General features: G+C 41.6%; 17 protein-coding genes and 1 pseudogene. 15 read left to right on the top strand and 3 right to left on the bottom strand.

What is annotated here, in order from left to right; genetic code table 11:
• Positions 1-39: 39 nt before the first annotated feature.
• Positions 40-870: an undecaprenyl-diphosphate phosphatase gene (locus FQ085_RS09090; protein WP_149456429.1), complete on the bottom strand. Its 831-nt coding sequence runs from the start codon at positions 868-870 to the stop codon at positions 40-42.
• A 145-nt stretch (positions 871-1,015) separates the two neighbouring features.
• Here FQ085_RS09090 and FQ085_RS09085 point away from each other — a divergent pair, with 145 nt between their 5' ends.
• From FQ085_RS09085 to FQ085_RS18445, 7 genes and pseudogenes are all read left to right on the top strand, one after another.
• Complete coding sequence (locus FQ085_RS09085; protein WP_149456428.1) at positions 1,016-2,098, top strand: AI-2E family transporter; 1,083 nt, start codon at positions 1,016-1,018, stop codon at positions 2,096-2,098.
• A 112-nt stretch (positions 2,099-2,210) separates the two neighbouring features.
• Entirely contained in the window at positions 2,211-2,654 is a 444-nt protein-coding gene (locus tag FQ085_RS09080; protein ID WP_058386484.1) for a MarR family winged helix-turn-helix transcriptional regulator, read from the top strand.
• A 3-nt stretch (positions 2,655-2,657) separates the two neighbouring features.
• Positions 2,658-5,276: an MMPL family transporter gene (locus FQ085_RS09075; protein ID WP_149456427.1), complete on the top strand. Its 2,619-nt coding sequence runs from the start codon at positions 2,658-2,660 to the stop codon at positions 5,274-5,276.
• 220 nt (positions 5,277-5,496) lie between these two features.
• The gene (locus tag FQ085_RS09070; RefSeq protein WP_149456426.1) at positions 5,497-5,949 is read left to right on the top strand and encodes a hypothetical protein; all 453 of its coding nucleotides are present in this window, start codon (positions 5,497-5,499) and stop codon (positions 5,947-5,949) included.
• Positions 5,949-6,407: a GNAT family N-acetyltransferase gene (locus FQ085_RS09065; RefSeq protein ID WP_149456425.1), complete on the top strand. Its 459-nt coding sequence runs from the start codon at positions 5,949-5,951 to the stop codon at positions 6,405-6,407. Before FQ085_RS09070 ends, FQ085_RS09065 begins: the two co-directional genes overlap by 1 nt.
• Positions 6,408-6,501: 94 nt before the next feature.
• Positions 6,502-7,059, top strand: a pseudogene (locus tag FQ085_RS18450) (serine hydrolase); the annotation flags it as partial.
• Positions 7,060-7,194: 135 nt separating this feature from the next.
• A complete protein-coding gene (locus tag FQ085_RS18445) occupies positions 7,195-8,175 on the top strand; it encodes a serine hydrolase domain-containing protein (RefSeq protein WP_410477396.1) in 981 nt (326 codons plus the stop codon).
• Positions 8,176-8,473: 298 nt separating this feature from the next.
• On the opposite strand, the gene FQ085_RS09055 is transcribed toward FQ085_RS18445, so the two are convergent.
• Positions 8,474-8,674, bottom strand: coding sequence for a cold-shock protein (locus FQ085_RS09055; RefSeq protein WP_006830093.1), 201 nt, complete (start codon positions 8,672-8,674; stop codon positions 8,474-8,476).
• 235 nt (positions 8,675-8,909) lie between these two features.
• On the opposite strand from FQ085_RS09055, the gene FQ085_RS09050 reads away from it, so the two are divergent.
• The 6 genes from FQ085_RS09050 to fumC all read left to right on the top strand — a co-directional run bounded on the left by FQ085_RS09050 (position 8,910) and on the right by fumC (position 15,619).
• Entirely contained in the window at positions 8,910-9,449 is a 540-nt protein-coding gene (locus FQ085_RS09050; protein WP_058386480.1) for a P-loop NTPase family protein, read from the top strand.
• A 99-nt stretch (positions 9,450-9,548) separates the two neighbouring features.
• The gene (locus FQ085_RS09045) at positions 9,549-10,262 is read left to right on the top strand and encodes a hypothetical protein (RefSeq protein WP_058386479.1); all 714 of its coding nucleotides are present in this window, start codon (positions 9,549-9,551) and stop codon (positions 10,260-10,262) included.
• Between the two features lie 108 nt (positions 10,263-10,370).
• Positions 10,371-10,928, top strand: a complete 558-nt coding sequence (locus tag FQ085_RS09040; RefSeq protein ID WP_149456423.1) for an NfeD family membrane protein — start codon at positions 10,371-10,373, stop codon at positions 10,926-10,928.
• 1 nt (position 10,929) lies between these two features.
• A complete protein-coding gene (gene floT / locus FQ085_RS09035) occupies positions 10,930-12,459 on the top strand; it encodes a flotillin lipid rafts scaffold protein FloT (protein ID WP_058386477.1) in 1,530 nt (509 codons plus the stop codon).
• A gap of 195 nt (positions 12,460-12,654) precedes the next feature.
• Positions 12,655-14,154: a UDP-N-acetylmuramoyl-L-alanyl-D-glutamate--2,6-diaminopimelate ligase gene (locus tag FQ085_RS09030; RefSeq protein ID WP_149456422.1), complete on the top strand. Its 1,500-nt coding sequence runs from the start codon at positions 12,655-12,657 to the stop codon at positions 14,152-14,154.
• An 82-nt stretch (positions 14,155-14,236) separates the two neighbouring features.
• Positions 14,237-15,619 carry a class II fumarate hydratase gene (gene fumC / locus FQ085_RS09025; protein ID WP_058386475.1) on the top strand — a complete coding sequence of 461 codons (1,383 nt, stop codon included), beginning with the start codon at positions 14,237-14,239 and terminating at the stop codon, positions 15,617-15,619.
• 52 nt (positions 15,620-15,671) lie between these two features.
• Here fumC and aldA read toward each other — a convergent pair whose 3' ends face one another.
• Positions 15,672-17,120 carry an aldehyde dehydrogenase gene (aldA, locus tag FQ085_RS09020; RefSeq protein WP_058386474.1) on the bottom strand — a complete coding sequence of 483 codons (1,449 nt, stop codon included), beginning with the start codon at positions 17,118-17,120 and terminating at the stop codon, positions 15,672-15,674.
• A 226-nt stretch (positions 17,121-17,346) separates the two neighbouring features.
• Between aldA and FQ085_RS09015 the strand changes: the two genes are divergently transcribed.
• Positions 17,347-18,009 carry a Dph6-related ATP pyrophosphatase gene (locus FQ085_RS09015; RefSeq protein ID WP_058386473.1) on the top strand — a complete coding sequence of 221 codons (663 nt, stop codon included), beginning with the start codon at positions 17,347-17,349 and terminating at the stop codon, positions 18,007-18,009.
• Positions 18,010-18,015: 6 nt separating this feature from the next.
• Entirely contained in the window at positions 18,016-19,011 is a 996-nt protein-coding gene (locus FQ085_RS09010; RefSeq protein WP_058386472.1) for a GNAT family N-acetyltransferase, read from the top strand.
• Positions 19,012-19,093: the final 82 nt, after the last annotated feature.

Below are 19,093 nucleotides of genomic sequence, written 5' to 3'. Positions count from 1 at the left end.
TAAAGGCAGGCTGTCAATGTTGACAGCCTGCCTGTTCTGTTAATTTAATAAAAACCAAGCGAAAACAACTAGTGGGCCGACGATAAAACAATAAATAGCAAAATACTTTAATTGACCTTTTGCCATAATGTTCATGAACCACTTTAGTGAAAAATACGAAGCAACTAGAGAACCCAGAAAAGCCATGATGTAAGGAATGGCCATAGCAGCTAAGTTGTCGTCTTTCATGATATCGGTAATGCTTAAAACAGCACCACCTAAACTAATCGGGATAAACAATAAGAAAGAAAAACGCAAAGCTGTTTCTTGATTGATGCCACGGGCCATCGCCGCGACAATTGTGGCGCCACTGCGGCTAATTCCCGGAATCAGTGCTACTGCTTGCGCGCCGCCAATAATAACTGCGTCTTTCATCGTCATATTGCCATCTTTTCGCTGACCACGCATATTGCGAATCCACCAAAGGCCAAAGCCCGTAACAACTAAGGTCAAGCCAACTGTCACGATGGTTGAAAGTTTGTCATCAATCGCATCTTGAAATAACAGGCCGATGATTGCAGCAGGGATGGTCGCGACCACCAAGTAAACAATAAACATGAAATCCCTTTTGGTGTCGGTATTTTTTACCGTAAAGTATTTTAAACCGTTAACAACGAGACGTTGAACGTCCTCACGGTAAATAATCAAGACGGCAATAAGTGATGCGCTATTGACTAGCAAAGCGAAAGTTGACACACTTCCTTCAATTTGAACATCTAAAAAATACTGTGCAATTAGTAAGTGTCCACTTGAGGAGATGGGAATCGGTTCCGTAAGACCTTGGAAAAGGCCGAGAAGCAGAAATTTGAGTGTAAGCCATAGTTGATCCATTGAAATAATTCCTCCATTGATTCGTGTGTTTATTTTATCTGTTGGTGGTGTTTTTAGAGCAACAATTTCAAAACAACATAAAAAATATAATACCATATTTTCATGGTAAACTGGGTATACTATTGAAAGAAAGGGAGTGGAATGCTTGACGAACAAGCTTTGGTTTCAAGTAGGTGTAGGAATTATCTTGACTTTAGTCATTATTCGATTATTTATTGAAGTACAAGGGATCTTCGAACCTTTATTCATTATAGCAGGGACGATTTTTGTGCCGTTATTGTTGGGAGGCGTCTTATTTTATCTGACAAGACCGGTTTTGCATTTTCTGATAAAGCGAAAATTTCCGAAATGGGCTGCAGTTCTTACCGTTCTGTTGTCGATTGTTTTAGTCTTTTATTTGTTTTATATCATGATTGGTCCAATTGTTACAGGTCAAATCAATGCACTGGTAGACAATGCACCTGAAATTATACAGAGCGTTGAAGAATCCAGCCAATATGTATTTGATCAGCGAGAACGTCTTCCGGATTCCATTGAAGAGCAGTTAACCGGGATGACGAGCCAAATCGGTGACCGTCTTGGTGATATTGGTGGATGGATTGTGTCCTTTATCGGTAGCTTCGTCTCAGGTGTCATCACTTTAGTCTTAGTGCCCTTTTTCTTAGTCTATCTCTTGGTCGACCATAAGAAATTTGTACCATTTATTTCGGGCTTTTTTTCTGGAGAGCGCAAAAGATGGGTTCGTAAAACTTTACAGGATATCGATGATACCTTACAAGCCTATATCCAAGGTCAATTGTTTGTCAGCTTCCTCGTTGGTCTCATGCTATTAATTGGTTATTTGATCATCGGTTTAGACTATGCACTGCTATTAGCTTTAATCGGTATGGCAACGAACGTCATTCCATTTTTAGGGCCTTACATTGCGGTTATTCCGGCAATACTCATTGCCCTTGTGCAAGAACCGATTATGGCCGTTTATGTAGCCATCATTATGCTCATTGCACAGCAAGTTGAAAGTAATTTCATCACACCGAACGTGATGGGTAAATCACTGGACGTTCATCCATTGACGGTCATTACATTAATCCTTGCAGCAGGAAACATTGCTGGTTTATGGGGAATCATTTTAGCGATCCCGGTATACGCGGTTATCAAAACCATTGCCAAAAATGTTTATGCAAGGCGCAATGAAATTCGTAACACTGCTACGCGTGATATTGAATAATGCGAACCTGTGAACTTTGTTCACAGGTTTTTTCTATAGAATAGAATATCTGCCTTGACGCTAAAAGGTTTACCCCCTAAACTATTAATAATGGTTGAGGGGGTAAACTATTTTGGATGGACGAATAAAAGAAGCGGTTGATCTTTTTCAGGAAGTGCTGGTTTATGGAACAGAGCGAGTGATTAAGTCGGTCGATCACCCTTTGTGGAAAGAATATTCACCTGAGCAAATCCAGATGTTAAAGCTGATTGGTACAGAACAGCAGATTACTTCATCGAGACTGGCTGTGCTGCAAGCTGTGCACAAAAGTGCAATATCCAGTCGTATTAAAAAGTTGTTGCAAAAAGAAGTAATTCAAGTTGTTCAAACTGCAGATAAACGCGAGAAGTTGTTGGAACTGACAGATAAGGGGCAAGCACTTATTTTGGAGTTGGATCAAGTGCTAACAGATTACATTGAGAAGTTGATGTCTGAGAACATTGCAGACGAAGAAATAGACCAGTTTCTGACGATTTTCCGAAAACTAAAAACAATTATAAAAATGGATGGGGTGTAATACGTGCACAATGTATTAAAATTTAAATGGCCAATTACGATAGGCTTAATTGTATTGACGGTGGTCTTGTTCTTATTGGCACCGAACTTAACAAAACAAGCAGAAGATGCAGGATCGTTTCAATTATCGGATGAAGCATCATCGCAACTTGCTTCAAAAATTTTGAGCGACGCGGATGCTGCGGAACAAACCATTTCGCTTGTTATTCCATTAGAAAATAAGATAACAGATGCCGCTCGACAAACACTGGAACAAATGGTGACGGACATCGAAGCATTAGGTGAGCCCATCACCAGTGTATTAAATCCTGTTGAAAGTAAAGAGTTGGAAGAACAATTGATTTCAGAAGATGGGCAAACGGTTTTAATGCCGATTATGGTTGATGGTACGAACGAAGAAGTAAACGCAGTTGCTGATACAATTAGAGAAACCATCATTCCTAAAGATTTGACTGCTTATATAACAGGCGAAGCAATCATTGGTAATGATGTCAATATTAGCGCACAAGAAGGCTTGAAGCGTACAGAAATCATTACGGTTGTTTTGATTTTTGGTTTATTGCTGGCAGTGTTCCGCTCGATTGTGACACCGTTCATTCCACTTGTGGCAGTCGGAATCTCGTATTTATTGAGTCAATCGATTGTGGCATTTTTCATCGACTGGTTCGGATTTCCGGTTTCTAACTATACACAAATATTCCTCGTAGCGATTTTATTCGGTATCGGAACAGATTACTGTATTTTGTTGTTGAGCCGCTACAAAGAGGAATTATCGGCTGGACACGGTGTGGAACAATCCATTATTAATACGTATAAAACAGCCGGAAGAACTTTGTTGATTAGTGGAATTGCTGTATTTATCGGATTTTTCGCCATTGGCTTTGCTGAATTTCCAATCTTCAAATCAGCAGTAGCGGTTGCGGTTGGTATATTTGTTCTATTACTTGTGCTGTACACGATTGTTCCGTTTTTCATGTCTTTACTGAAAGAAAAATTATTCTGGCCAGCGAAAAAATCTGCTTCTCATAGCGATAGTAAGCTCTGGATCACTATGAGTAAACTGTCGATTAACCGACCATTGCTGTCAATGCTAGTAGTGGCTTTGATCACAGTCCCGTTATTATTTACGTACGATAATTCTTTATCGTTTAACACGGTGGACGAAATCGGTTCGGAATATGAGTCGGTGAAAGGCTTGCGTGCAATTGAAGAAGGCTTTGGCAAAGGGGATTCATTGCCAGTTCAAGTCATTATCAAATCAGCTGATTCGTTAACAGAACGATCAACTGTTCCTTATTTTGAATCATTAAGTGCAGAGATTGAAAAAATTGATGGCGTTGAAACAGTACGATCGATTACTCGCCCTACCGGTGAGGTAATTGACGAACTTTACGTAGACGAGCAACTTGGCTTATTGGCTGATGGACTTGGTGAAGCGCGTGATGGACTTGGTGAAGTACAAACAGGGCTGACAGAAGTTCAAACCAATCTAACGGCTATTAGCGAACAAGCGGGAAATTCCGCAGGCTTGACTGAGGCAGCTGCAGGGCTTGGTCAGATCAATCAACAACTAGGTCAAGTGTCACAAGGACTTCAGTTAACAGGCAATATTCCTCAAACTGTCGGTGCGTTAACGCAAATCAGTGGAGGATTAACAGAGATTCAACAAGGCTTGGCTGGAGCAGCTGGTCAAACTGCCGAACTTAGTGCAGGATTAACACAGTTAGCAGAAGGTGTTGGCGCTTCAAACGCTGGACTTGCTGAAATTGAAACTGGTTTAACAGAAGCAGTCGACATGATGCAAGAAATGAGTGATAGTGAATCGGTGCGTGACACCGGCTTATTCATTCCAGAAGGAACACTCGAAGGCGAAGACTTTGAGCAAGTATTGGATCGCTATTCTTTTGCAGATGGCACAGGAATGATGATGGAAGTCATCTTATCAGAAGATCCTTACTCTCATGAAGCAATTGATATTACGGCTGAAATTAAAGAAACAGTAGCACGTACGGTGGCAGGAACGCCGCTTGAAGACGCGGAAATCGCATTTAGCGGAATTTCGAGCATCAATAGTGACTTAGAAGAAGTTTCATCTAGTGACTTTACGAATACAGTCATTATCATGTTAATCAGCTTGTTTGTTGTCCTAGCCATTTTGTTCCGTTCATTGATTATGCCGTTATATATGATCGGATCTTTATTGTTGACGTATTACACATCAATTTCCATTGCGGAATTGATCTTTGTCAATGGTCTCGGCTTTGACGGAATTAGCTGGGCAGTACCATTCTTTGGTTTTGTTATGTTAGTGGCGTTAGGAGTCGACTATTCAATTTTCTTACTCGACCGTTTCCGTGAAGAATCCTCGAATGGTGTTACGGTTCGCGACGCAATGCGTACATCAATGGCGAAGATGGGGACAGTCATTATTACAGCTGCCATCATCCTTGCAGGTACGTTCGGTGCCATGATGCCGTCTGGTGTTTTGAGTCTCGTACAAATCGCGACAATAGTTATTACAGGATTATTATTGTACGGACTGATTGTCTTGCCATTGTTAATACCCGCGATTTCAGTATCCTTTGACCGCGGAGTTTGGTGGCCGTTTGGCAAGAAAAAGTAATTAAGTAAGTCTTAGTGTTGCTAAAACAAAAGCTGCGTTCGCGCAGCTTTTTTCTATGGATGTAGGATTACGCTCAGCGTGTTATACTGAGTGGTAATTAAAAATGTATAGGTGTAACTATATATGTCTGCAGGCTTCATGAGAAGAAAGTGGATTTATGTCTTAGATCTTTCTAAGATTTTTGATGAGCAAAGTGAAACTAAGAAACGAGGTAATGAGATTGTTAACATTTGAACAAAAATTAGAAATCATTGAATCTTTTCCGGGACTAACAAGAAAAGACGTGTCGATGAAGCGCGTGAACTTTCATTATGAAGAAAGCCTATACGACAAGAAAATTGCTGTTTATCATTTGCATCCAACAGGCAATGGTTTTGTTTATGTCGGCAACTTGCCGCATTACGATGCTGACAAAAAAGGCTTTGTTAATGTTCGTGATTTTTCTGAAAAGGCACTGCGCAGCATATTAGCAGATTCCTTGGATTACCTTTCTTTAGAGCCGGAACCGCCATACGACAAGACGTGGATGAACCGCGATAATGAGAAACTAGACTTGGTTTACGAAGAGCCTTTCTGGAATATCTACACAGGTAAAAACTTAGAAGAAAGCTTCGGGACTTTTGATAATGCTGAAGACTACCTAATCGATCAAGGCTTTAAAGAAAAGAAATAATGGAATTCCGTCTACTGCAGGCTCATGAACCGCTGCCGATGGAGTTATTGCTAGAAGCGGATCCTTCAGAAAGATTGGTTCGTGCCTATTGTGCAGTTGGCTGGTGCATGATTGGAGAACAAGAAGGTTCCGTGATTGGCGTGTGCGTTCTGCTCGTTCTATCGGATAGCACCATTGAAATCAAGAATCTAGCAGTGGCGGAAAGTTTCCGCGGCCAAGGCTATGGGCGGAGGCTTTTGCAGCATGCTTTAGCAGAAGCGCTACACCGTGGTTTTCAGTTTGTGGAAATTGGAACGGGTAATTCAAGTATGGACCAGCTTGCATTTTATCAAAAATGTGGATTTCGCTTCCATGCCATCGATTCAGATTTTTTCAGACGGAATTATCCGGAACCTATTTTTGAAAATGGTATCGAATGTCGGGATATGATTAGGCTTCGTTATACGATAAACAACTAACCACGCTTTAGGTATTCAGTCAGCCGCAAAAAAGAAGAGCCTTGTGCTCTTCTTTTTTATGGCAAATTAGAGGTAAAAAATTAGGTTTTTCGGTATGCTAAAGAGAAGGGGTGAGAACATGTTCAAAAAAGTGACCTTATACACAAATCAGTTAGTGGATATGAAAGGATTCTATGAATATCAATTAGGCTTTCGAATTGTTGAAGAAAATGAAACGAGCTTTACTTTGTCAATTGGGGAATCTCAATTAGTTTTTCAGGAATCAGAAAGACCAGCTATCTATCACTTTGCACTGAACATACCAGGCAATCAGTATACGCTTGCTAAACACTGGGCCAGTGAACGGGTCACTTTAAATCGTCAAGAAGGCATGGACGAAGTGTTCTACGCTAATTTTGATGCAGATGCATTTTATTTTCAAGATCCTGCGGGTAACGTCGTCGAATTTATTGCGCGGCGTAGCGTTGATCGTATGGGTAATTTTACAGTAGACTCTCTGCTCGATATTAGCGAAGTAAGCATGACTACGCCGTATGTTGAAGAAGTTGGTGAGCTAATCGAGCAAATGGACATTCCGGTTCGTGGTAACAAAGGCATTGATGCGAAGTCGTTGAACTTTCTCGGAAGCGGGCATGCCTTTATCATTCTCGTAGCACCAAAACGCACTTGGTATTTCTCTAAACAAAAAAGTGAAACCCATCCGTTAGCAATCGAATTGCGTGATGGTCGTCAAATTAGCATGACAGAGGAAGGGCGATTCCAGCAAGAAAAGCCGGACAACCCGATTATGGGCAAGATGGAAGAAATCGATTTTTCAGGTGTCGTTTATCTACAAAAAGAGCAAATGTGGACAGCCGCAAGAGGCTTTGCCAATCGTGCTGATGAACGGTCAAATGCCGTGGATACAAGGTTCGGTATAGCTTCTGGCAGCAAACTGTTTACCGCTGTTGTGGTGTGTCAATTGGTGGGCGAAGGAAAGCTCGATTTCAGCAATACATTATCTGAATTGCTGCCGCACGATTTTCCGCAATTCGACGTCACCATTCATCAATTATTGACGCATACATCGGGTATGCCCGATTATTTTGATGAACAGATAGAAGGTGCTTTCGAGGACTTATGGAAGAAACAACCGATGTATTTGATGCAAACTGCTTCAGATTTTATTCCTTTATTTAAAAATTTGCCCGCGATGTTTGAGCCTGGTGAAAGGTTTCACTACAACAATGCGGGATTTATTGCACTTGGTTTGATTATTGAAAAAGTTACTGGCCAAGAATTTGCTGAAGTCGTAGAAGAACGGATTTTTGCTCCTGCACAGATGAAGCGTTCAGGTTACTTCTATTTGGACCGATTGCCCGCTCACACGGCTATTGGCTATGTAGAAGAAGCGGATTTTTGGCGTACCAATCAATACGCCCTACCAATCCGTGGAGGCGCTGACGGTGGAGCATACGTCACTGCAGGCGATATGGCGAATTTTTGGAAGTGTTTGATGGATGGAACCTTGTTGAGCAGAGAAATACTGAGCGCAATGCTTCAAGTTCATGCATCTGGAGAAAACGGGGATTATGGCTACGGAATCTGGATTCAAGGCCGTGCGAATAGTGTTTCAAAATACCATATTATGGGCTATGATCCTGGTGTCAGTTTTCATTCAGCATTTTACCCGGAAGAAGCGAGCGTGTTAACAGTCTTATCGAATAAAAACTCGGGAGCGCGCGACATCATCAAAACCATTGAAGAGTTGAAGATTGAAAAGGAGTGAAGAGATGACTGGAAAAAAGTTGGTGCTTGGAATCGTTTTCAGCACAGTTGGATTAAGCATTTTAATTTTTGGGATCTTTCAACTTTATTTTTGGTTGAATTAAAAAAAGAATATCCTGTAAGTCTTTCATATAAAACAGTCGAAGAAAAAGAGACTCTTTTCTTCGACTGTTTTTTTGGATTGTATGCAAAAGGGGCTGTCCCAAAACGTCATTGTTCATGACCTTGTGGGACAGCCCCTTTAAAAAATAATAATAAAAAATGAACTCTTCCGAAGAAGAGTTCATTGATAAGTTAAATTAAGCTTTTTGAACGTTAGTAGCTTGAAGACCGCGTTGGCCTTGCTCGATATCAAACGTTACTTCTTGACCTTCGTCAAGTGATTTAAAGCCTTCGCTTTGGATTGCAGAGAAATGTACGAATACATCGTCGCCGCCTTCGCGTTCGATGAAGCCAAATCCTTTTTCTGAGTTAAACCATTTTACTTTACCTTGTTCCATGTGTATTTCCTCCTCGTATGCGTGAGCATACATTGTATTACTATCCTTGCTCAAATCTTGCAGATGAACATCTGACACTTCGTAAAAAGTTATCCGAACAAAAATAATTCTTCCTTAGAATAACACGGGGTTACATATATTGCAAGTGATTATGAAATATTCTTTTTGCTACAGTCTAGATTCCTTGTGTATGATAATGAAAAGCCAAAGAAAAAAGTAGTGAGGAGGGTGCAGTATGGAGAGAATTATAGTGCTCGGTGTTTCATCTGGTGTTGGCAAATCAAGCTTTGCAAGAAGGTTGGCTGAACAATTAGCAATACCCGTCTATCACTTAGATACGTATTTTTGGAAGCCGGGGTGGGTGGAAAGCAGTCATGAAGAATTTAGTGAAAATCAAAAGAACTTAGTTGACCAGCAATGCTGGATTATTGAAGGCAACTACTCGACCACCTATGACATTCGTCGGAAACGAGCAGATACAATCATCTATTTGGAGCGTCCTCTTGCTGTTTGTCTGTATCGTGTAGTTAAGCGAAGAATCATGTACCACGGAAAAAATCGCCCGGATATGGCAAGTGGCTGTCCAGAAAAACTAGATAGAGGATTTTTTACGTTTATTATTTCTACGTATCGTGCGAGAAAAGTAAAAATGAGAAAACGGCTAGCACAGTTTATAGAAGAAAGTCCTCAGAACAGCGTCTTTTTTTTGCGCAATCAACAAGATATTGACGAATTTTTAAAAGAGAAAGCCACAACGTCTATTTCAGATTTCTAGAAAAATTTTCTGCTCAATGGGTTAATAAGAAAATGTGCAGACGTTAACAGGTGGAAGTGGTATTCTAAAGCTATCTAAATAGATGGAGGGGAATGGCTAATGAAGTTGCTGCATGAAGGCACAATAACAAACCAAGTGCTTCATAAAAAACTTCCTTTTTCAATGAAGCGCCTATACTTGGAAGATTTACCTGTGATCGAACAGGTTCAAGCAAAAGTAATGGAATCGCTTTCCGAAAAGGCTACGCTACAAGCTTTAACTACCGAAGAGTTCTTGTTTATCCTCAATCAGAAAGGTTTGCTGATAGGGGCATTTGTCGAGAATGAGTTGATTGGTTTTAGGGCATTACTAATTCCAGAAATTGACGAAGAGCATTTGGGATGGGATATTGGTCTATCACCAGAGGAGTTGCCGAAAGTGATTTACCAAGAAATCTCTGTGGTGCTGCCCGAATACCGCGGTAACCGCTTGCAGCAAAAATTGGCCGAAGTTATCATGAAAGAATTGCCTAATCTTGAAGATGAGTTTCGCTATATTTGCTGTACGGTTGCGCCAATGAATATTCCAAGTTTGAAAGACAAGTTTACACAGGTAATGTATATAGCTGCCTTAAAAGAAAAGTATGCAGGATTGGTTCGCTATATCCTGGTGAAAGATTTAGAAAACCCAGTCGCTCACTATACCAGCCATGTCACGGTAAAGTTAGATGATCTGAAAAAGCAACAACAATTGCTTGACGAAGGATACGTAGGCATTGATTTTCAGCTAGTGCACGGCTTCTATGAACTTCAGTTTGCAAAACCCGTTCTGTAAAAAGGACGGGTTTTTTTGTGTATTTCAAATGATTCTGAAACTTCTTCCTGTATTATTCGTACTACTAAGTAATGTGGAAATCATTTTACTTGAATGGGAGGTTTTGGAATGGAGGTTTTTGGTTTTCCGATGGAACAACTCTATATGTACATTCTGCTTGCAGCCGGTGCATTAACTGTTTTATGTGTCTTTTTTGGCGAAGTCGCCGAATTTGGAGAAGGATTTCCGGTGTTTAATCCAATTGTGATTCTTGCATTTGTGACGATGGGCTCCGCAATCGGCTTTTTGTTAGAAACGGCGACCACATTTGACGAATGGTCAGTATTAGGAATTGCTGTAGTAGCGGCAGTGTTATTAGATCTTTTACTTTATTTTTTTATTTTATTGCCATTGTCTTCTGCCGAATCATCTATTGCTTATTCAGAAGATTCGTTACTTGGTCAAGTGGCCAATGTCATCACTCCAATTCCTGTCGATGGTTACGGCGAAGTAGTCCTAGAAACCTACGCGGGAATGATTTCAAAGCGTGCAGCGGGCTATGACAATGAAGCCATTGGTCAAGACGAGAAAGTACTGATTGTTGAAGTAAATGACGGCACTTTATACGTTCGAGCTTACGTGCCAGTAAATTTTGGAAAGAAAACAAAAATGGCTAGGGGGATTTGAAATGGAGATGGGCTTGATCGCATTGGGAGTTGCTGGCTTTGTTTTATTGGCGATTGTCGGAGTTTATATTACTAAATACAAGACTGTAGGGCCGGATGAAGCGCTGATTGTGACAGGTAGTTATTTGGGGTCGAAGAATGTGCATACCGACGATTCAGGAAATCGAATCAAGATTATACGCGGAGGAGGTACGTTCCTGTTACCGGTATTCCAGCAAGCGGCTCCTTTGAGCTTATTGTCTAGCAAGTTGGAAGTAACAACACCTGAAGTTTACACAGAGCAAGGCGTGCCGGTTATGGCGGATGGAACTGCAATCATTAAAATCGGCGGCTCTATCTCAGAAATAGCAACAGCTGCTGAGCAATTCCTTGGAAAATCAAAAGAAGACCGAGAAAACGAAGCAAAAGAAGTGCTAGAAGGTCATTTACGTTCGATACTTGGTTCAATGACAGTTGAAGAGATTTATAAAAACCGCGATAAGTTTTCACAAGAAGTGCAGCGTGTCGCGTCGCATGACTTAGCAAAAATGGGCCTTATTATCGTTTCGTTTACAATCAAAGACGTTCGAGATAAAAACGGTTATTTGGATTCGTTGGGGAAAGCACGAATCGCCCAAGTAAAACGAGATGCCGATATTTCAACAGCAGAGTCTGAAATGCAGACGCGCATTAAACGTGCTGAAGCAGGGAAAGATGCTCAGCGTGCTGAAATTGAACGGGCGACAGAAATTGCCGAAGCAGAAAAAGAAAATTTGCTAAAAGTAGCTGAATATCGACGGGAGCAAGATATTGCAAAAGCTCGTGCCGATCAAGCGTACGAACTTGAAACGGCAAAAGCCAAGCAGGAAGTTGTCGAACAGGAGATGCAAATTCAAATTATCGAACGACAAAAACAGATTGAATTAGAAGAAAAAGAAATTCAGCGTCGTGAACGACAATACGATTCTGAAGTAAAGAAAAAAGCAGATGCGGACCGCTATTCGGTTGAACAAGCGGCAGAAGCAGAAAAGTCTAAGCAATTGGCAGATGCAGACGCCCAGAAATACCGCGTGGAAGCAATGGCAAAAGCCGATGCAGAGAAAATTCGCTTAGATGGCCAAGCGCGAGCAGATTCCCAGCGCGCGCAAGGAGAATCAGAAGCGGACATCATCCGTTTACGTGGGTTAGCAGAAGCTGAAGCGAAACGGAAAATTGCTGAAGCTTTTGAAATGTATGGCCAGGCAGCGACACTAGATATGATTGTCAAAATGTTACCGGAATATGCCCGAGAAATCGCTAGCCCACTCGCCAATATTGATAAGATTACGGTTGTGGATACGGGTAGCGGTGAAGGTGGCGGTGCCAATAAAGTAACTTCGTATGCAACCAACTTAATGTCCACATTGCAAGAAACGCTAAAAGAATCTTCCGGAATTGATGTGCGAGAAATGTTGGAGAACTTAACAGGGAAATCGGAGTATGCACAAACAATTGAACAGCTACGGTATGAACTGGCTGAAAAAGAGCAACCTGCAAAGAAAATAGAAGTGTAAAAAGTAGAAAAACCTTTACTCGAATTGTTTTGAGTAAAGGCTTTTTTGATTTCTGTGAAATAATAGAAAATAACTTCATTTCAGAAAAGTTAAATTAAAACTGTTTGCGATGCAAGACGGAAATGATAGAATAATGATACATATCCCTGTGAAACCATAGGTATTTGACTTGAATTTTCCTTGAGGAGCCTTTTAATGGATATACAACTTTGCACGATTCCTTCTTTTCCGATCCTTATGCAATTTGGACCTGAAAAATCAACAATCAGCTCGATTGAGTACAATTCCACATTAGTTACTCCAGGTTGTGCTTTCTTTTGCGTGCTTGGCGAACACACAGATGGACATTTATATATCAACGAGGCCATTGCTGGAGGAGCCACAACAATTATAGGATCCGATAAACTGTTACTAACTGAACATGCAAAAAAACAACCCAATCTATCTTTCGCGGTAGTTGCGGACGTTCGGCTGGCACTTGCCTATATGTCTGATTTTTTTTATCACTCGCCTCAAGAAGATTTAATCAAGGTTGCTGTTACGGGAACTAATGGTAAAACAACTACAGCTACTTATGTCTACGATTTGTTCAATCTTCTTGGCATTTCCAGTGGATTTATCGGGACGACCGGAATTTTAAGAACGGATGGCAAGATTCCTTTTTTTAAAAGCACTCCCACGACGCCAATTTCTTCTGATCTCCATAAAATTTTTGCGCGTTTTGTATTGGAAAAAGATCGTGCAGTAGCAATGGAAGTCACTTCTATTGCATTAGATCAAAAACGCGTCGAAGGGATTCATTTTGATGTAGCGATTCATACCAACATTTCGGAAGAGCATTTGGAATATCATAAGACATTTGATCATTACCTTCAATCCAAATTAATGTTGTTTAAACAATCTAAAGCGGCTGTAATCAACATGGATGACGAAGGCATGGCTAAAGAGATTTTGGAGGTTGTTCACTATCCTCATTTAACATACAGCAACCAAATGGATTCTAGTGCCGATTTGATTTGGGTGGCTTGTGAATCTTCAGACACGGGCTTGAAATTTGATTTATATTATGAAGAGGAGTGTTGGCCAATTCACGTACCTCTTTTCGGCGAATACAATGCGGCCAATTTAACGGCGGCGATTGGTGCGGCTCTTTTATCGGGCGTCCGTATAGAAGAGATTTTGGCGGTTTTGCCGAAGATGTCTCAAGTGGAAGGGCGCTTTCAAGTAATCCAAGGTCCTGAAAATCGGAAAATCATCTTGGATTATGCCCATACACCTGTCGCCTTGTCGGCCGTCTTGCAAGAAGTTAAGAAATTATCGCATAATCGACTGATTGCACTTATCGCAGGTATTGGTATACGGGATTTTTCGAAAATGCCGAAGATGGCCAAAGCAGCTGAAGGCAAAGCGGATGTTCTTGTGGTAACTGTGGATCATCCTGGTTCTCATGAGCCCAGCTTAGTAATTGATGCGGTGTTAAAAGGCTTTACAGTGCCTTACAAGCAACGCGTAGTGACAGCGGAGTCGAGGCGTGAGGCGGTTCTAGCAGCTCTTCAAGAAAGTGGACCGGATGATTTAGTACTGCTATCCAGTGGCTCAATCAACGGAGCGCAAATCGTGAAAGGAAAATATATTCCGCATTCTGATGAAGCAATTATAGAAGAATTTTTCAGTAGCAAAACCAGCGACTTTTAACTCGAAAGGTCGCTTTTTGGCGGCCAAATGTGGTTATAATAGAAGAGAAGAAGTCATAGACAACAGAATTGGAGTGAATGGAATGCAATATCGTACAGAAAAAGATACCATTGGTGAAATTCAAGTTGAAGCAGATAAAATGTGGGGCGCGCAAACGCAGCGCAGTGTACAAAACTTTGCAATCGGTACAGAGCGTATGCCGCATGAAGTGGTTATGGCTTTTGCCCAGTTGAAAAAAGCAACAGCTAAAGCAAACCATAAACTTGGGAAATTGTCAGAAGCTAAGATGAAAGCTGTTGAACTTGCTGCAAACGAAGTCATTGAAGGCAAGTGGAACGAGCATTTCCCATTAGTGGTATGGCAGACAGGCAGCGGTACGCAGTCGAATATGAACATGAACGAAGTTCTTGCTCGTCGCGGAAATGAAATTTTAGCAGAACAAAATTCAGCTGAAAAACTTCATCCCAATGATGATGTGAACATGTCTCAAAGCTCTAACGATACGTATCCAACGGCTATGCACGTTGCAGGCGTTTTAGCTGTAACAGAAAACCTTGTACCTGCTGTTCAAAAGCTGAAAGCAACATTGGATGAAAAGGCGAAGAAGTTTGACGAAGTGATCAAAATCGGGCGCACTCATTTACAGGATGCAACACCACTAACGCTTGGACAAGAAATCAGCGGTTGGAGACATATGCTTGAGAAAAGCGAACGCATGATTCGTGAAAGCGTTGAGTATATGCGCGAATTGGCAATCGGAGGAACTGCAGTAGGGACAGGCATTAACGCTGATCCAACATTTGGCCCTTCAGTTGCTGAATTCATTAGCGAAGCAGTAGGTACTAACTTTACTTCTGCAGAAAACAAATTCCATGCATTAACAAGCCATGACGAAATGGTTTACACGCACGGGGCGATTAAAGCATTAGCTGCAGACGCAATGAAAATTGCCAACGACGTACGTTGGTTGGCAAGCGGTCCACGTAGCGGAATCGGCGAAATCACGATTCCTGCAAACGAGCCGGGTAGCTCGATTATGCCAGGTAAAGTAAACCCAACACAAAGTGAAGCATTAACGATGGTTGCAGCTCAAGTCATGGGTAATGATGCAACCATCGGCTTTTCGGCAAGTCAAGGGAACTTTGAATTGAATGTTTTCAAGCCAGTTATCGCTTACAACTTCTTGCAGTCTGTGCGTCTTCTAACGGACAGCTTGATCAGCTTTAATGATCATTGTGCAGTAGGCATCGAAGCTAATTTGGATGTTATCCAAAACCACGTCAGCAATTCATTAATGTTGGTGACAGCATTGAACCCGCATATCGGTTATGAAAATGCAGCTGCCATTGCTAAACAAGCACATAAAGAAGGTACGACATTAAAAGAATCTGCCGTAAACAGTGGACATTTGACTGCTGATCAGTTTGACGAATGGGTAAAACCAGAGAACATGGTAGGAAAATAACAAGATGAAAAGCGGCTGGGAAAATCCCAGCCGCTTTTTTTGTTGCTTTTAGTTATTTACTATTTTTATACTGCATGTAAACGACTTGTGTGACTAGGAAATCTTCCATGCCATGTTTGCCGTCTGCTCCGCCAAGTCCAGATTTACGCATACCGGCGTGATAGCCTTGGATTGCTTCAAAATTTTCGCGGTTTACATAGGTTTCACCGAACTTCAGTTCATTGATAACTTGCATAGCTTCGTTTATATCGTCTGTGTAGATGGAAGAAGACAAGCCGAATTCTGTATCGTTGGCTTTTTCAATCGCTTCTTCTAAGGTGCTGTAAGTGGTGATTGGCAACACTGGACCAAAAATTTCATCTCGGATAATAGCTGAATCGTGTTCAACATTTGTCAAGATGGTAGGTTTGTAGAAAAAGCCAGAGCGGCTACTGTCACGTGCTCCGCCAATTGCCACAGTGGCGCCTTCTGTTACTGCTTGTTTGACCATGTCGTCTACGGTGTCGAGACGCTCCTGGCTGACAAGTGGTCCCATGTCAGCTTCTTTGTTCTGGCGCGGGTCCCCCATAACTTTCGATTCGAACACTGAAATAATTTTGTTTGTGAATTCATCTGCAACACTGTCATGCACATAAACACGTTCAGCGTTTGTGCAGGCTTGTCCATTATTGGCTAAACGAGAAGTGGCGATCGCTTCAGCTGCCAAGTCGAGATCTGCGTTTTGAGTGACGATTGCTGGTGCCTTACCGCCTAATTCCAAATTGACTTTTGTGATATTTTTGGCAGCTGCCTCCATTACTTTGGTGCCTGCTGGAACACTACCGGTTAAGGTAACCAGTTGCACTTTTTCGTGTGACGCCAAGGCGTTGCCGATTTCAGAGCCAGTTCCGGTTACAACATTGTAGACACCTGCTGGAACCTCATCCATCGCATGGATGATTTTTGTGAATTCCATGGCAGTGTTTGGTGTTTGTTGGCTGGGTTTGATAACAATTGTACAGCCGGTTACAAGCGCTGTTGCTACTTTTCTGGCAAGTATGAAGACTGGGAAATTCCAAGGAATAATGCCAGCTACAACACCAATTGGTTTTTTATAGATAAAAATGTTTTCATTTGGACGATCGCTTGGTAGAATCTCTCCTTCGATGCGTCGTGCCCATTCAGACATATAGTGGAAATAATCAATGGCGAGATCAACTTCGCCGCTGGCCAATTCATAGCTTTTTCCTTGTTCTTCCTGCAATAAATCGATAAATGTATCACGTTTTTCAGCAATTTTGTCGCCAAGCTTGCGAACGATTTTGCCGCGCTCGATGTTAGGCGTGAGTTCCCATGCTTTTTGTGCTTGAAAAGCGGCTTCTACTGCACGATCCACGTCTTCTTTAGTTCCTTTAGGGGTTTGCGAAATGATTTCTTCGGTCGAAGGATTAATGATATCGATCCACTCGGTTCCTGTAGATTCTTTGTACTCCCCATTTATATACATTTTATGCTGTTGCATGTGTATGCCTCCTTTGTCTCTGCTTAAAGTTTTCCCTGTGCTTTACTGTGCTAAACAGAAAGAGCGATGTCTAATGATAAATTGCCGAGATGAAGACGATCTTTTCCTTGCGTATTACTCATTTTTTTATTATTTTAGAACTTCAAAAGACTCTATGCGGAAGGGTTTTAACCAAACTGTGGCGAATTAGTTACACTAACAAAGAATTACAAAGAAGAGGTGCGTTATGCAAAAATCATTTATTATGTCATGGAGTGGCGGAAAAGATTCCGCACTTGCCTATTATCGCGCAGTGCTAGAGGGGCATATGCCCCTCGCATTATTTACTATGTTCGAAGAAGATGGTACCAAATCACGATCACATGGCCTGCCGATTGAAGTGATGGAAGCACAAGCTGAACGTATGGGCTTGCCGTTGGTCATTGGAAAAGCTAGTTGGTCTGGATATGAAAAAGAATTTATCGAACACTTAAAAAAGTTCAAAGCACAAGGTATCAATATGGGGGTCTATGGCGATATTGATTTGCAAGATCATTTAGAGTGGGTGCAAAAAGTTAGCACCGAAGCACAAATCGGTGTTCATCATCCACTATGGCAAGAGCCGCGAAAAAACCTGTTGAAAGAATTGGTGGATGAAGGGTTTCGGGCTGTTATTACAGTTGTAGATACGACACGGCTGGATGAACGCTTTTTAGGACGTGAATTTACACATGAGTTAATTGATGAACTAGAAGCTGCGGGGATTGATGCCTGCGGAGAAGAAGGAGAATTCCATACGATGATTGTGGATGGCCCAATCTTTGTAGAACCGATTCCTGTTCAGTTTGGTGATAAGGTGAAAGTTGGTAATTATGGGATACTAGAAGTGAAACTTCATTCAGAGGAGTGATTGTGGATGATTCAAATTACAGGGATGGAAGAAAAGCATATTCGCCAAATGTCTACGCTGTTGTCAAAACGGCATGAACAAGAACGTAAAATCTTTAATTTTCTACCTGAACGATTTGAAGAAATCGATGATGCAGAAACAGTCCTGCGAAAGCTATTAGAACGGCCATTTATCAATGGCATTGTTGCAGTGAGGGGAATTGACGTTATTGGCTACTTGCTTTATGAATTTAAAGAAGATGCTAAAAATGGACGTTTCGTCTGGATGGATTATGAATCTATCGCAATTAGTGGACATGAACATCCCCGGTTGTTGAGGCTATTATATGCAAACGCAGGAGCTGAATGGATAAAGAACGGTTATTTCCATCATATGTTGTTAGCGCCTCTTGGCAACGAGCTGGTCATTGATCAATGGCTAGACCAATCGTTTAGCTTTGATCAAAAATATGGAGTTCTGTCACTTGATGATTTCAAACCGAAAACTGGCTCTATTCCCAAGCTAGAGTTTCGAAAAGGGGATCGAGAAGACTCGCCGCTACTAAAGAAAATGGCTATGTGGAATAGCATTCACCAAGCAACTGCTCCTTCTTGGTTACCCATCACACGAGAAACATTGGAAGATGTTAAGGAAAACTATGAAGCTTTGACGGAAAATGAAGATGCCTATTTATGGATGGCCGAGCAAGGCAATCGAATCGCTGGATTCCATGTGTATTTCAGGAAAGAAGAGCCGATGAGTTTAGTGACACCTGAGAACTGTGCAGAACTTCCTGCTGCCTCGACAAATCCGGATCTTCGTGGACGAGGGGTCGGAAAAGCATTAGCCAATCATTGTTTCAGTGAAATGAAAAAGCAAGGATTTGACTATCTTGTTGCGGACTGGAACACCGCAAATCAACTGGCTTCTTATTTCTGGCCGCGAATGGGCTTTCAACCAATCGTGGTGAGGATGACGAGAAAGATTGATCCCCGTATTGCTTGGGCACACGGGGAGCTATAGAAAAAGAGTTAAAAAGCCGGTGACTCTCTATCTCGAGAGTCACCGGCTTTTTGATTTGTGTGTTTTTAAATTGATTTTTATT

The organism is Planococcus sp. ANT_H30, from assembly GCF_008369335.1.
Taxonomy (GTDB): Bacteria; Bacillota; Bacilli; order Bacillales_A; family Planococcaceae; genus Planococcus; species Planococcus kocurii.
The sequence above is the reverse complement of the archived record's forward strand: the minus strand, read 5'-3'. Positions and strand labels throughout refer to the sequence as shown.

Excerpts from the sequence above, each read along its gene's own strand:
- FQ085_RS09090 (WP_149456429.1), bottom strand. The coding sequence starts at position 870 with ATGGATCAACTATGGCTTACACTCAAATTTCTGCTTCTCGGCCTTTTC.
- FQ085_RS09065 (WP_149456425.1), top strand. The coding sequence starts at position 5,949 with ATGGAATTCCGTCTACTGCAGGCTCATGAACCGCTGCCGATGGAGTTA.
- FQ085_RS18445 (WP_410477396.1), top strand. The coding sequence starts at position 7,195 with ATGGGCAAGATGGAAGAAATCGATTTTTCAGGTGTCGTTTATCTACAA.
- FQ085_RS09055 (WP_006830093.1), bottom strand. The coding sequence starts at position 8,674 with ATGGAACAAGGTAAAGTAAAATGGTTTAACTCAGAAAAAGGATTTGGC.
- FQ085_RS09050 (WP_058386480.1), top strand. The coding sequence starts at position 8,910 with ATGGAGAGAATTATAGTGCTCGGTGTTTCATCTGGTGTTGGCAAATCA.
- FQ085_RS09045 (WP_058386479.1), top strand. The coding sequence starts at position 9,549 with ATGAAGTTGCTGCATGAAGGCACAATAACAAACCAAGTGCTTCATAAA.
- FQ085_RS09040 (WP_149456423.1), top strand. The coding sequence starts at position 10,371 with ATGGAGGTTTTTGGTTTTCCGATGGAACAACTCTATATGTACATTCTG.
- floT (WP_058386477.1), top strand. The coding sequence starts at position 10,930 with ATGGAGATGGGCTTGATCGCATTGGGAGTTGCTGGCTTTGTTTTATTG.
- FQ085_RS09030 (WP_149456422.1), top strand. The coding sequence starts at position 12,655 with ATGGATATACAACTTTGCACGATTCCTTCTTTTCCGATCCTTATGCAA.
- fumC (WP_058386475.1), top strand. The coding sequence starts at position 14,237 with ATGCAATATCGTACAGAAAAAGATACCATTGGTGAAATTCAAGTTGAA.
- aldA (WP_058386474.1), bottom strand. The coding sequence starts at position 17,120 with ATGCAACAGCATAAAATGTATATAAATGGGGAGTACAAAGAATCTACA.
- FQ085_RS09015 (WP_058386473.1), top strand. The coding sequence starts at position 17,347 with ATGCAAAAATCATTTATTATGTCATGGAGTGGCGGAAAAGATTCCGCA.
- FQ085_RS09010 (WP_058386472.1), top strand. The coding sequence starts at position 18,016 with ATGATTCAAATTACAGGGATGGAAGAAAAGCATATTCGCCAAATGTCT.